The sequence below is a fragment of the Dapis hubbardiae BLCC-M172 genome (assembly GCF_050016015.1).
In the GTDB taxonomy this organism is placed as follows: Bacteria; Cyanobacteriota; Cyanobacteriia; order Cyanobacteriales; family Microcoleaceae; genus Trichodesmium.
In genome coordinates this window covers 36,859-50,296 of record NZ_JBNHEQ010000161.1, presented here as the reverse complement: position 1 = coordinate 50,296, position 13,438 = coordinate 36,859, and the positions used below count along the sequence as shown (strand labels likewise).

The window sequence follows — 13,438 nt, the reverse complement described above, 5'->3', positions numbered from 1 at the left end:
CTTCATTTTCTGAAGCACTCAGCCTCGGAGGTTCATGGTAAATTTTTGACTATTGTCTCTAGTAAATAGGAGCTTAAGGGAATGAAAAATTCCACATCAGAGGTTCGTGGCGAAATTTCTGACTATTGCGTATGTAGGAATAGTAGCTTCATTTTCTGAAGCACTCAGCCTCGGAGGTTCATGGTAAATTTTTGACTATTGCGTATGTAGGAATAGTAGTTTCATTTTCTGAAGCACCTGCCTCGGAGGTTCGTGGTAAATTTCTGACTATTGCGGATGGAGAAATAGAAGTTTCATTTCCTGAAGCATTAGAAGGTAAATTACTAAGACTACTTTTCACCTATATATATAGATGTAGTAGTCACAAAGGAATAAAAAATATCAACCCTTTTCTTAATGCAATACATAGCACTACCTATTTAAGGTTTCTGTCAGAAAAACCTAGTTAAAAATACCTTTAGCTTTTGACTTGTGACTTGCGGGTAACAGTTAAACTGGCGATCGCTCTATTAGTGGAGAAAAAAAGATAAAAGTTACGGGGTTACCAAATCAAATTCCCAATTTCTGTCTAATTCTACCAACAAAAATATCAACCTCTGGCAAATTCATTTTCATTACTATCAAACCAAAGATACCTAACCCCGAAAAACTTGCCAAACCAAGTTCCAATAACTGCACAAAAAATCCCTCACTTCCCAAGACTAACTGACTACCCCAAAGCACACTCCAACAAACCCAACCAGTTGCAAAAGTTCCACCAATTAAACCTGCAAAAGGTCTCAACCATTCTCCCCAAGGCAAACCTCCTAGTTTTCTGTTTAATAGAAATAGAAAAATTACCATTGAAATTAAATTTACTCCCACAGTTGCCAATACCAAACCAGGCGCACCAAAAGCATTAATTAACAAATAATCTAACAGAGCATTCAGAAAAATATTAATCACGCTAATTTTAAAAGGAGTTTCTCCATCTCCCAAAGCATAAAACACCCGAACTAAAACATCCCTTCCCAAATAAACAAACATTCCTATTGCATAAGCCATCAATACAGAAGCAACAAATTTTGAAGCCGATAAATCAAAAGCATAACGTTCATAAACTACCCGAACAATAGGCAAAGCTAAGGTAACCATAATTGCACTTAAAGGCAACATTGTAATTCCTGTTAATACTAAAGCTTGCCGAATCCGATATTTTAAATCTTGCCAATTTTCCGGTGCAGCTAATCGAGAAAATATTGGTAAAAATGGAACTAAAATTACATTAGAAATAATTCCTAAAGGTGTTTGTACTAATAAACCAGAATAAGCCAATGAAGCAGCAGCTTGGGGAATATAAGAAGCAAAAAATAAGTCTGTATAAACATTAATATGTAACATTCCAGAAGATAAGGTTGCGGGTATCATTACTTTGGTAATTTCTTGTACTCCTGGGCGTCGAAAATTAAATCTGAAATGTAATTTTCCTAAACCTGCTCGCCACAATGCGGGAACTTGAATTAACCATTGTAATATTGCTCCGATAAGAGTACCCCAGGCTAAAATTAAGCCTCCTATCATGGCATTTTCTGGTTGAATAATTTTTTCTCCTAATTGTAAGGCTAAGATAAAAATTCCTCCTATTAAAGCTACGCTAGAAAATAGTGGGCTAATGGAAGGTAGCCAATATATATCCGCAGCATTAAGGGCGCCAAAACCAATACCTATTAATCCTGCTAATAATGCCATTGGTGCCATAATTTGGAATTGTTGGATGGCAATTTCTCGAATTTCTATACCTTCTGAAGTTTGGCTTAAACCTGGTGCTACTAAATCAATTAAAGGATGGGCAAAAATAATCAGACCAACTGTTACTAATAATAAGACTCCGCCGACTAAGGTTGTAATGGTTTCTATCAGTGGTGCTGCTTCTGACTTATCCCGTTTTGCTAAGACGCTAACTATGGCACTATGAAATGGTCCGTTAATTCCTCCTAATAAGACTAATAAAAAGCCAGGTATGACGTAGGCGTAATTATAGGCGTCTACTGCAGGCCCTACTCCAAAGGCTGCGGCGATCGCCTGTTGACGTACTAGGCCAAATATTTTACTAATTAATGTGGCTATTGCTACGATACCTGCTATTCCTGCTAGGGAACGAGAAGTTTTTTGTGATTGTGATTCAGACACGAGTACAATATAGTAATGTTGTTTAAATAAGTTTAATCAAGATTCAGTATTCAGGGGTAGGAAACCGGAGATTTGTTTTTTTTGGGTTCTTTCTATTTAGGATTTAACTTGATGATGAAAAAACAAGAGCAAATTATCAAAAAAGTGTATGATTCTTTAAATGATAGTCTCATCGGTTTATGGATTATTAAAAATATTAAGGGTTGGATATTGTTTGTCAATTTTTATTCTGATTTTAAACGTTTTTTTAAGTGGTCATCTGCAAGTAATAAAGTAAGCACTCAAGCAAATTTAAGAGCTTTAATTACTATGGACTATCACCGACTGGAAAAAGGCTTGGCTTTGAAACAGCCTAGAAAGGGATTTGGAAAGAATGTTATTAAACGTTTAAGCAATTTTTTACCAGAATACCAAAAAAAATATGGTTCTGATGAAAGTGTAATGATTACTCTTAATGCTTTACAAGAATATTATGACTTTAATTTAGAATTTGGTTTAGAGAATGAGACAAATGAGATGGCTTATAAAACTATTTCTCAAATTAAAAATAATCTGCCCCCAGATAATCATTTCTTAGGAAAAGAAGGGGGGACTAAAAAAGTCAAAAAAGCTGATATTCAAGCATTAGCAAAAATCTATCTTACATATTTTTTTACTTCTCGATATAGTGTCGTTCAATTCACAAATGAAGAAGTGGAGCTATCATTAATATAACAAGCTGTAATAATGGCTCAAAAAACACTTTCTGTTTGTAATTTTCAATCCTGTAGAGTATATGCTTTTAGTGAATAAAACCAGAGGCAAAAGGTTTTTTATTGTCAAAACGGCAATAGAGGTTTTGGAGATAAAGCTAGTACAGTATTAATTTTAACCTCTAATTTAAAACACTTTACGTCTACAGGAGAAATATATCAAGATTGGATTGATGGAGGTATGTTTTCTATGTCATTAGTTTATGAGTTACATTCTCTTGGTTTGGGAAGTTGTTGTCTCAATTGGAGTGTTAAAAATAAACAGGATAAGGAACTAAAAATGATTGCTGGAATTCCAGATTCTGATTTAGTAATTATGATGATTACAGTTGGTTATTTACCTGAAGAATTTAAGGTTGCACAGTCTTCCCGAAAGCCTCTCAAGGAAGTATTGATAATTGGGAATAATTAGACAAAATATCCATAATTTCCATAAATTATTAAACTCTTTCTGAACCTTGTTCATATCTGAAAAATATTCAAGACAATTACTTTTGAGAACTATTATGGGTGATTTATTAATTACTATCTTACTGCCAATATCTTCTTTATTAATTTCCACTTATGCTTTATTGCTGTGGATGATTCGGATATTTGGTTTTGTTCGTCGTCTTCCTAATTCGGCAATTATTCTACCACCTGCTGCTCCAGGTAGTCTAGGAGATGAAGCAATGGTTTGCGCTTCGATAGACTATCTAAGGAAACAAGGAATAGAAAATATTAGTCTTATACAGCATACTAATAAGCAGACATATCCAGTTGATGTAATTGAGAATATACGTCTGAGAAATTTCTTTATATATCAAAGCTGGTATAAATTTATTGCCTCTTTTCTATATGCAGGTTGGAAAGTTAACCAATATGAAAGATTTTATGCTCTGGGTGCAGATGTGATGGATGGATATTATTCTAATTATTATACTTTTAAAACTGTAAAAATGGCACAAATAGCCTCATTTATGGGTTGCTCGACAGGAATTTTAGGTTTCAGTTGTAATCGTCAGCCCACAAATATTTCCAAACAATTGTTGAGTACATTAAAATCAAATGTTCGACTTAATGCAAGAGATAAAATTTCATATCAAAGATTAATTGATTCAATTTATCACCCTGTTAATTTAGTAGCAGATTTAGCTTTTTTATTAAAACCTGCTGAACAGTCCGAGAAATTAGCTAGAGTATTGGAATGGGTTAATACTCAGAAAAGTCAAGATAAGATTATTTTGGGAATAAATATTCATATCCTACTATTGAAACAATTAGAGGGAATCACAACCGATGATTTGGTTCAAGTTTTAGCTGAAACTATAACAAAATTGCACCAAGATAATCAGCAATTAAGTTTTATTTTTTTACCTCATGATCGCCGTAAATTTAGTGGCTTTAATGATGATATTTTATCAAAAAAAGTAATAGAAAGTCTTCCCTCTGAAGTTGCTTCATCCTGTTTTAAAATTCCTTTTCCCTGTTTAGCTAGAGAAATTAAGGCAATAGTTAAACATATAGATTGTGTACTTACTGGCAGGATGCACTTAGCCATTGCTTGTCTAGGGCAAGGTACTCCAATTGCTTGTATTACTTATCAGGGAAAATTTCAAGGTCTCTACCAACATTTTAATCTTGAACCTTTATTTATTGAACCGAAAAAACTATTCGTTCCCAATCAAAATCAGCTAGTAGAATTAGTCCATAAATTAATTGCTCAAAGACAAAGTTTGCACGAACAAGTTGTAAGTAAACTTGATGAAGTTAAAGAACTTTCCCAAGAGAATTTTACTTCAATTATCTAATTTTTTTCTAGGTTAAGACAACTTCTGAATTAATTTGATATCAGGAAAAATTCAAGGTTAAAAAGAGAAACTCTACTCCCTACTCTATCTTTAGATTTATAAACACAACCTGGGATGGGTTTGGGAGTAGATTCAAGTATAATCTCATTCCTATATCGCAATTCCCATACTGGTGAGATACAAATTTGTAGGTGTTAGGGAACAGGGAATTAGGGATATAGAATAGAAACAAAGATAGCTGTACCTAATTAGTCCGAGAAACGCTATAGCAATCAGGAATGAGATGTGAGAAAAACTGTAGGGGTTTGGTTTCCAAATCCCATTATGTTGAGTAGGGTTTGGTATCCAAACCCCTACGATAAATCTTACAACCTATTTAGGATTGCTATATATAGAATTGAGGTGATTTTATTTTACTTTTTTCCCAAAGTCTACCTAGTATAATTTGACGAAAATTTAATGTATCTTACATCTACTGTGAAATACTATAGAAAAACTTATTTAATAGATAGGAGAGAATAAAATTATGAAATTAATGCACGACGGACTCAAAGACTTTTTGCTACTAGAAGAATATATTGAGTCTCAAAAAATCGGATTTATTTCTTTAGAAGTTCCTCTTCCTAAATGGATTCTAAATTTTAGTCAATCTATTAAATACTCAATAGGTTTACAAGTTCGCCGTGAGTATCGGCACATTTCTATGGGTTTAAGATCCCTCAAATTTTCTGATGTTGATACTATTTTTATTTTCGAGCTTTACAATCAACATTTGTTATTTGTTATGCCTTTATTTGCCATCATGGCATTACGAGGGAAAGAAGTTTTAATATCCCTCCATGGTAATCAGCAATTTGCCATGACTAACAAAATTAAATTTTGGGGATTACTCTATCTAAAAGCTTATTTAAACCTATTTAAAAAACTCAAAGTTGTTTCTTTTGAAGTAAATGATGATGTGATTCCCGAAAAATTTAGACTACCAGATACATCCAAATATATAATACCTCATCCTATTATTAGTGAAGCTAAACCTAAATTTTTACCAGGAGAAAGATTACCTTCTAATGTTCCGATTAAGATTGGTGTTGTGGGAATGATTCGCCCAGATAAACCAATTACTCAGATAATTGATAAATTACAAGAATATATTAAATCTTCAGAGCATCAATGCGAACTTGTAATTGGAACACCTTTTGGTCAAAAACCAGATTATTTAGACGAACTTAATGTCACTCTTTATGACACTACTACACAAGAAAACTATATGCAGATTTTAACTGAAATAGATATTATAGTAATTCATTATGAAAAAGACCGCTATTATTACAGACCAAGTGGAGTAATTAGTGATGCAGCTTGTTGTGGATGCTACATTATTGCTTCTGATTATCCTGTTATTAAACATCAAGTTAGTTGGCCGGAAAAAATTGGCTCTACCTTTTCTGATTTTAATGAAATTTCTACTCTTATAGATGAGGGTATAGTTCATGTTCTAGAAAAAGGTCAGGATAATCACTGGTTGTGGCGAGAAGAAAGAAGTGCAAAAGCTATAGCTAAAATTTTATTTCCTGATAACTATAAACCAGAAAATAAGGTTGATAAAAGTGACTTAGGTACCTCTGAATTAGGAAATGATAGCTGAGAGACTGTTTGAAAAATTGAGAATTGAGAATTGAGAATTGAGAATTACCTCTTCTTATAAATAAAGAGGATTGGTTGATTAATTGATAATGAATAATTAGAGTATGTTTAGAGTTTAGATAGAAATAGGGAGATAAAATTAGAGATTTAAAAAAACTATTTCATGATCAATTATTAGGAGAGGCTTTATACCCGAATTTTTCGGTAGAATAATTATGAATAGATATGGAGTAACTAAATATTCAACCTGGAATAATACTAGAGATTAAAATTAGTCTATAGTCAGGAAGTATCAGTATTCATACTCCTAAAATTATGGTTAAAAATAAGTGACAAACAATTGTTCTTTACCAAAAAATGAGGTCGAAAGCTTCCCCTTTTAAGGGGATGAAAAAAATATTAACCATGCCTATTTCCAGCCTCCGAGTTTAGCCGGAGGTACTGATAACTGATAACTGAAATGACCTGTTTTCTCTATTAACTATTTTCTATTCCCTCCATACCTATTCCCTCCATACCTATTCCCTGTTCCCTATCTTATAATTATGAATAATCCGCCAAAGTTCTCTTATAAATATCCCACTCTTGAAGCAGGAATTTTAATTAAACGTTATAAAAGATTTCTAGCAGATATAGAGTTAAATTCTGGAGAAATTATTACTGCTCATTGCCCAAATACAGGTCCGATGACTGGAGTTTCTACTCCAGGGAGTAATGTGATGGTTTCTCATAGTAATAATCCAAAACGAAAGTTAGCTTATACTTGGGAATTAATTGAAGTAACGGATAATGAACCGACTTGGGTGGGAATTAATACAGCTTTACCAAATCGAGTTATTAAGTTAGCTTTGGCAGAATATTTATTTCCTAAATTGGGAGATTATCAGGAAATTAAAACGGAAGTTGTTTATGGAAAAGAAAGGAAAAGTAGAGTAGATTTTAAGTTAATTAGTCAGACTAAAAATATTTATCTTGAGGTGAAGAATACTACTTGGGCAAATCAACGAGTTGCTTTGTTTCCAGATACGGTTACAGAAAGGGGGCAAAAACATTTACGGGAATTAATAGAGGTAGTTGAAAAAGGGGAAAGGGCGGTATGTTTATTTTTGATAAATCGCGGTGATTGTGATAAGTTTGCTCCTGGAGATATTGCTGACCCTGATTATGGTAAACTTTTGAGGGAAGCTGTTACAAAAGGAGTGGAAATTTTGCCTTGTAGATTTGCAGTTACTCCCCAAGAAATTCAGTATTTGGGGTTTGCTGAACAACTCTTTTTAAGGAGTAGAGAAGTAGGGGAGTAATTTTTTTCCCTGGTTAGGGGTCAGAATTTGCTCATGTTTTCAGCTCAAATCAACTATTATAAAAATTGTTACAACCAATGCGCGGATTGGTAGCCTTTGTTTTTTCTAAACTTCTGCTTCTGATAAAGAGACTATTGCCTGGGCCCACTTAATATATTTAAGATTAGCAAAATCACGAACTGTTTTTACTCCAAATGCTTGGTCTAGTAAAACTGCATCTGATTGGGATACTCCTTTGATTGCCCAAACAGGAGCATCGGCAATTTCTTTGATAGGTTTGTCTGCATATTCCTTAATTACTGCTCTTTCTATATTCATGGTTTTTGCTTTTAGTTGAACAATGTAGATATTAACTTAAAATGAATCATATTGATAGACGAAAAAAATGTTGATTTTACAAAAAAGATTTACTATCTTAGTCACAATACTTTTACTTACACTTACCAATGGATGTTCTCTACTTTTTAAACCATCTCCCAAAGTTCATATAACTTTAGGAAATCCAAGTAATGCTACAACTTATATTGAAAATGCAGACAATTATTTAATGGAAAAACCCCAATATGTATTGTCATATAACCGAAAGAAAGGAACACCAAATTGGGTTAGTTGGCAACTGAATAAATCTTGGTTAGGAAATGTAGAAAGACAGGATAATTTTCGCCCAGATGAGAGTTTACCTGAAAACTGGTATAATGTCAGACCAAATGATTATCGAAATAGTGGTTATGATAGAGGACATTTAATTCCTTCAGCAGATCGTACTGCTAATGAAAAAGATAATTCAGCCACATTTTTAATGACAAATATAATTCCTCAAGCTCCAGATAATAATCGGGAAACTTGGCGGGAATTAGAACAATATTCTCGCAAACTTGTAGAAGAAGGAAATGAACTTTATATTATTGCTGGAGGATATAGAAAAAAATCAACTCTTGCCGGAGGAAAACTAACTATTCCTAGTCGGACATGGAAAATTATAGTAGTTTTAAAACCAGGTAGTGGTGTGGGAGGAGTTAATAAAAATACTAGAGTTATTGCAGTGGATATGCCTAATTCAAATCGGATTAGAAGTGACTGGAAAGCTTACCGAGTTTCAGTGGATAAAATTGAAAGTGCTACTGGTTATGATTTTCTTTCAAAAGTTCCAAAAGAAATTCAAGATGTGATTGAAAGTCGAGTTGATAATTGATAATTAATAATTAATAATTAATAATTGATAATTAGGGTTTGATGAAAAAGTATGAGTAGTAGGGGTAGGAATCAGGAGTCAGAAGGAGTGGGAAATTTAGAGGAGATAGTCGGAAGAATTATCAGAGTGATTTTGCTGCCATAGTCTGCCCAAAACCCTAACTTTTTGGTTGCTCCAGCTTCAAGAGTTGCACCTTTTTTTGGCTCTAAAAATCCACTTACTTTTGTATGTCAATACTTTGAGAATTAATCAGCAAACTCTAATTAAAGATAGTTTTTATTATCCATTATTAATTATTAATTATCCATTATCCATTATCCATTATCCATTATTTTAGGTCTCAATAGAAACTGTAGCTAAACCAGCATAGTCTCCAACATCAGTCTTACCAATTATATAAACATCAATTTCAATTTCACCCACTTTATAGACTTTTAAATCACTTAAATATTGTTTCATAATCCTGACAAGTTCCTGATATCTGTTCACTGTATCAGCATCTTCTGAATTATGCCAATTTTTAGGTGTAATTGCCCATTGAAAAAAACTATCAAATTCTATGACTTTAACTGGAGTATCCAAAGAATGTTTAGTAATTTTCAAAACTACTTCATTATCCAGTGAAATTTTTTCACCAAATTCCCAAATTAAAGCTTCAAAGGTATAATCAGATTCACTCATCCATAGTAAACCTTTTACAGCTTCATGTAATTGCTCAAAAATTTCTAAATTAGTTAGATTCATTTTAATATTAATTTCAAATTAAGCAACAAATTTATCTATAACTTTAACGTCAGCATTCAGCTAGCCTCTTGCCTCCTGCCTCCTGCGGAGGAGCTGCGCTAACAGAGGAGCTTTGCTTTTTCGTATAGGGAATGCTCCGCTTTCCATGTCGCGCAGCGTTTCGCTTTGCGACATATAAAACGTTTGCGGAGCATTCCGTCAGGAAAGTTGTGCGCTAGCTAAACAGCTATGAATTATTAACTCATTTCCTACCACAGAATTGTATTGGTTTACAACTCAACCGAGTCTTTCTTGTGCTTCAATACTCTGATTAAAAATGTAGTAGAAGTTAAAATCAAGTTAGGTTCATTCATTTTTATTCCTGAGAGCTGAATGCTTAGACTTTAACATTATGTAAGTTGAAGATTTTATTGAAAATATTTAATGTTAATAACATAGCTTTAGTCTGTTTTTTAGAAAAGATGAAAAATAAAAAGCATGAAAATTATTTCATAGTTCCAGGATAATAATTCTGGTTTACAGAAGCTGAAACTATGGCTAGATAAAGAAAAATTTTTGGCAGATATCACAATTATTCCATGATGATGCAACGCCAAAAATTCAGTTCCTGAAAAAAATCATCTATAGAGATTTTTCAACCTCTTTATTGCTTTCTAATTTTTCTTTCTTCCTTCCTTAATAAACTATTGAGGTGGAATATCTAACCCTCGTTTACCACCCCAACGTTCAACAATTTTATCATCATAATCATCAGCAACTTCCAACACTGCCAAAACAGACTCTTCTAATTCATTTAGGTCACAAGTAGAACCAACTATAGTATGTTGAAATAAAATATTTACATCAGCATCTAAAGAAAAACCACCAAACTGCATATTACTATTTTCTCGCAATAAAAATTCTAGTAAATCAGACTTCAATTCAGCCCCAATAACCACAGTAGAACAAGTCTTAATAACACTATCCTCACCCCAAGGATAAACTCTCACTTTCACCCAAGCAGAACCTAAAAATATACTAAACCCTGGTTCATCAAGTTTTTCCCAAGGATAATCACTAAATAATTCTTCCATCCAACCATAAATTTTTTGATAACATTCTGCTTGAGCTGGTGTGTGAAATTCCATATCTATTATCTCCCGAACAAAAGCTATTGATAATCCTAATATTTATTGAACATAATCATATTAACTCTCAATAGCTACCTGTTAATATTTTTCCATGAGTAAACTTCACCAAAATAATTTATTCATTCATCTCTATATGTGTCATTTCAGTCGATAAATTTTTGAATAACATTCTGCTTGAGCTGATGTTTGAAATTCCAGAGCTACCATCTCCCGAATAAAAGCTATTTATCATCCTAATTATTGTGGGAACATAATCATCTTAAGTCTCAAGAGCTACCTGTTAATATTTTTGCCATGAGTAAACTTCACCAAAATAATTTATTCATCTCTATATGTGTCATTTCAGTCGATAAATTTTTGAATAACATTCTGCTTGAGCTGGTGTTTGAAATTCCATATCTATCATCTTCCGAACAAAAGCTATTTATAATCCTAATTATTGCTTTAACATAATCATATTAACTCTCAATAGCTACCTGTTAATATTTTTGCCATCAGTCAACTTCACCAAAATAATTTATTCATCTATATATGATATGTGTCAAATTTAGCTTTCAAAACTCCCAAAATTAAGCAAAATTAAAATCGGAGCTTATAAAGAAAAAATATAGGAGTTAAAGCAGTATGACCCAGACTTATAGAATATCTAAAACAAGCTGATATAAATACTTGACCTTTTCTCTTCTTTCTTCTTCCTTTGACTATAGGTTGTCTAAAATACATCTATAAAAGTATCAAATTATCACAAGTGGAGCGATCGCTTATGGCAATGACCATGGTTGAAAAAATCCTGGCCAAAGCATCAGGAAAATCTACCGTTACCCCAGGAGAAAACATTTGGATCAATGTTGATGTATTAATGACCCACGATGTTTGTGGTCCTGGTACTATTGGCATATTCAAACGAGAATTTGGTGAAGATGCCAAAGTTTGGGACAAAGAAAAAATCGTCCTTATACCAGACCACTATATTTTCACTGCTGACCCACGAGCTAATCGTAACGTAGATATTTTGCGAGACTTTGCCCAAGAACAAAACATCAAATACTTCTACGACATTATCGATCGCTCAAATTTCAAAGCAAACCCAGACTACAAAGGAGTTTGCCATGTTGCCCTTGCTCAAGAAGGTCATACCCGTCCGGGAGAAGTATTATTTGGCACTGACTCTCACACTTGTAATGCAGGAGCTTTTGGACAATTTGCTACGGGTATCGGCAATACAGATGCTGCCTTTATTTTGGGTACAGGCAAAATATTGGTCAAAGTACCAGCAACTATGCGGTTTGTCTTAAATGGAGAAATGCCAGATTATTTATTGGCAAAAGATTTAATATTGCAAATTATAGGAGATATTTCTGTATCTGGTGCTACTTACAGAACAATGGAATTTGCTGGCGAAACTGTCGGACAAATGACAATGGAAGAACGGATGACCCTCTGCAATATGGTTATTGAAGCGGGGGGTAAAAATGGAGTTATTGCTCCTGATGAGACTACCTTTGAATATTTGCGGGGGCGAACCGATAAACCATTTGAGTCTTTTTATACTGATGAGAATGCTACGTTTTATAGTGATGCTTCTTACGATGTCACAAAATTAGAACCTGTAGTAGCTAAACCCCATTCTCCAGATAATAAGGAACTCGCTCGTAACTGTCAGGATGTCAAAATTGACAGAGTTTATATTGGTTCTTGTACAGGTGGAAAAACTTCTGACTTTCTTCATGCAGCTAAACTTATTAAAGGTCATAAAGTTAAAGTTCCAACTTATTTAGTACCAGCAACTCAGAAAGTTTATGAGGATTTATTTGCTGTCAAACATGATGGTCAAACCCTCTCAGAGATATTTTTAGATGCTGGTTGTATTGAACCTGCAGCTCCTTCTTGTGCTGCTTGTTTAGGCGGACCAAAAGATACATTTGGGCGATTAAATGAACCAGAAGTTTGTGTATCTACAACTAATCGTAATTTTCCTGGTCGAATGGGGAATAAACAGGCAGAAGTTTATTTAGCTTCTCCCTACACAGCAGCAGCTTCAGCGCTGACTGGATATGTGACAGATCCACGAGAATTTATTTAGATTGAGCAAGAGATAATTCAGGAGTCAGAATTAAATTTTTTATCTAGGAATGGATGAATAAATTGGCTGAAAAATTCTAGCAAATCTTAGATTTAGTAGTATTTGATTCGTTGGAAATTCACCAGATAAAAGATTAATTAATTCTGGCTCCTAACTACTATATTTTATTAGCTAATACATGACAAAACTCTGGTGATACTTCCTTCAAAAGTTAATTTTTCTACCCAAGCTTTCTTTAAGGTTCGTTTGTAAGATTTGAAGATACTCCTAGCTATCTCAAGTATTCAAACTTAGGAAAGGAAATTGGAGATTATAAATTTTTGCTTGGATATTCATTTGAACATCTGAATCTTGTTTTTCATATCGGGTCTAAAAACTAAGACGTTATAGTTTTACCCACCATCTCTGAGAAATTTCGACTTAGACTTTATCCGTTGAATAATTTTTAACAAAGGAGAAAAAAGACCAGTCTGAAAACTAAGACGTTATAGTTTTATCCATCATCTCTGAGAAATTTCGACTCAGACTTGATCTGGGTTAAATAATTAGCAATAAACTAGAAAAAAGCCCAGTCTGAAAACTAAGACGTTATAGTTTTATCCATCATCTCTGAGAAATTTTGACTCAGACTTT

General features: G+C 33.4%; 11 protein-coding genes and 1 pseudogene. 8 read left to right on the top strand and 4 right to left on the bottom strand.

The window, feature by feature from the left end; translation table 11 throughout:
• Positions 1 to 191: 191 nt before the first annotated feature.
• Complete coding sequence (locus ACP6PK_RS14270; protein WP_426560172.1) at positions 192 to 449, top strand: hypothetical protein; 258 nt, start codon at positions 192 to 194, stop codon at positions 447 to 449.
• Positions 450 to 549: 100 nt separating this feature from the next.
• Here ACP6PK_RS14270 and murJ read toward each other — a convergent pair whose 3' ends face one another.
• On the bottom strand, positions 550 to 2,169 hold the full coding sequence (gene murJ / locus ACP6PK_RS14265) for a murein biosynthesis integral membrane protein MurJ (RefSeq protein WP_426560170.1): 1,620 nt from the start codon (positions 2,167 to 2,169) through the stop codon (positions 550 to 552).
• 111 nt (positions 2,170 to 2,280) lie between these two features.
• Here murJ and ACP6PK_RS14260 point away from each other — a divergent pair, with 111 nt between their 5' ends.
• From ACP6PK_RS14260 to sfsA, 5 genes and pseudogenes are all read left to right on the top strand, one after another.
• Positions 2,281 to 2,883 (top strand): hypothetical protein, encoded by a 603-nt coding sequence (locus tag ACP6PK_RS14260; RefSeq protein WP_426560168.1) that lies wholly within the window; start codon positions 2,281 to 2,283, stop codon positions 2,881 to 2,883.
• A 117-nt stretch (positions 2,884 to 3,000) separates the two neighbouring features.
• Positions 3,001 to 3,333, top strand: a pseudogene (locus tag ACP6PK_RS14255) (nitroreductase family protein); the annotation flags it as partial.
• A 94-nt stretch (positions 3,334 to 3,427) separates the two neighbouring features.
• Complete coding sequence (locus ACP6PK_RS14250; protein WP_426560166.1) at positions 3,428 to 4,711, top strand: polysaccharide pyruvyl transferase family protein; 1,284 nt, start codon at positions 3,428 to 3,430, stop codon at positions 4,709 to 4,711.
• Between the two features lie 526 nt (positions 4,712 to 5,237).
• Positions 5,238 to 6,356 (top strand): glycosyltransferase family protein, encoded by a 1,119-nt coding sequence (locus ACP6PK_RS14245; protein WP_210407467.1) that lies wholly within the window; start codon positions 5,238 to 5,240, stop codon positions 6,354 to 6,356.
• Between the two features lie 544 nt (positions 6,357 to 6,900).
• Positions 6,901 to 7,656 (top strand): DNA/RNA nuclease SfsA, encoded by a 756-nt coding sequence (sfsA, locus tag ACP6PK_RS14240; protein WP_426560164.1) that lies wholly within the window; start codon positions 6,901 to 6,903, stop codon positions 7,654 to 7,656.
• A gap of 105 nt (positions 7,657 to 7,761) precedes the next feature.
• Here the strand turns inward: sfsA and ACP6PK_RS14235 are convergent, their stop codons facing one another.
• Entirely contained in the window at positions 7,762 to 7,974 is a 213-nt protein-coding gene (locus tag ACP6PK_RS14235) for a hypothetical protein (RefSeq protein WP_426560162.1), read from the bottom strand.
• Positions 7,975 to 8,041: 67 nt separating this feature from the next.
• Between ACP6PK_RS14235 and ACP6PK_RS14230 the strand changes: the two genes are divergently transcribed.
• Positions 8,042 to 8,848 carry a DNA/RNA non-specific endonuclease gene (locus ACP6PK_RS14230; protein WP_426560160.1) on the top strand — a complete coding sequence of 269 codons (807 nt, stop codon included), beginning with the start codon at positions 8,042 to 8,044 and terminating at the stop codon, positions 8,846 to 8,848.
• A 333-nt stretch (positions 8,849 to 9,181) separates the two neighbouring features.
• Here ACP6PK_RS14230 and ACP6PK_RS14225 read toward each other — a convergent pair whose 3' ends face one another.
• Positions 9,182 to 9,592 (bottom strand): nuclease A inhibitor family protein, encoded by a 411-nt coding sequence (locus tag ACP6PK_RS14225; RefSeq protein ID WP_094672818.1) that lies wholly within the window; start codon positions 9,590 to 9,592, stop codon positions 9,182 to 9,184.
• Between the two features lie 683 nt (positions 9,593 to 10,275).
• The gene (locus tag ACP6PK_RS14220; protein WP_426560158.1) at positions 10,276 to 10,719 is read right to left on the bottom strand and encodes a T3SS (YopN, CesT) and YbjN peptide-binding chaperone 1; all 444 of its coding nucleotides are present in this window, start codon (positions 10,717 to 10,719) and stop codon (positions 10,276 to 10,278) included.
• Between the two features lie 766 nt (positions 10,720 to 11,485).
• On the opposite strand from ACP6PK_RS14220, the gene ACP6PK_RS14215 reads away from it, so the two are divergent.
• Positions 11,486 to 12,805, top strand: coding sequence for a 3-isopropylmalate dehydratase large subunit (locus tag ACP6PK_RS14215; RefSeq protein WP_426560157.1), 1,320 nt, complete (start codon positions 11,486 to 11,488; stop codon positions 12,803 to 12,805).
• The last annotated feature ends 633 nt before the right edge of the window (positions 12,806 to 13,438 follow it).

Coding starts and splice junctions, on each gene's coding strand:
- ACP6PK_RS14235 (WP_426560162.1), bottom strand. CDS start 7,974: ATGAATATAGAAAGAGCAGTAATTAAGGAATATGCAGACAAACCTATC.
- ACP6PK_RS14225 (WP_094672818.1), bottom strand. CDS start 9,592: ATGAATCTAACTAATTTAGAAATTTTTGAGCAATTACATGAAGCTGTA.
- ACP6PK_RS14220 (WP_426560158.1), bottom strand. CDS start 10,719: ATGGAATTTCACACACCAGCTCAAGCAGAATGTTATCAAAAAATTTAT.
- sfsA (WP_426560164.1), top strand. CDS start 6,901: ATGAATAATCCGCCAAAGTTCTCTTATAAATATCCCACTCTTGAAGCA.
- ACP6PK_RS14245 (WP_210407467.1), top strand. CDS start 5,238: ATGAAATTAATGCACGACGGACTCAAAGACTTTTTGCTACTAGAAGAA.
- ACP6PK_RS14215 (WP_426560157.1), top strand. CDS start 11,486: ATGGCAATGACCATGGTTGAAAAAATCCTGGCCAAAGCATCAGGAAAA.
- ACP6PK_RS14230 (WP_426560160.1), top strand. CDS start 8,042: ATGTTGATTTTACAAAAAAGATTTACTATCTTAGTCACAATACTTTTA.
- ACP6PK_RS14260 (WP_426560168.1), top strand. CDS start 2,281: ATGATGAAAAAACAAGAGCAAATTATCAAAAAAGTGTATGATTCTTTA.
- ACP6PK_RS14250 (WP_426560166.1), top strand. CDS start 3,428: ATGGGTGATTTATTAATTACTATCTTACTGCCAATATCTTCTTTATTA.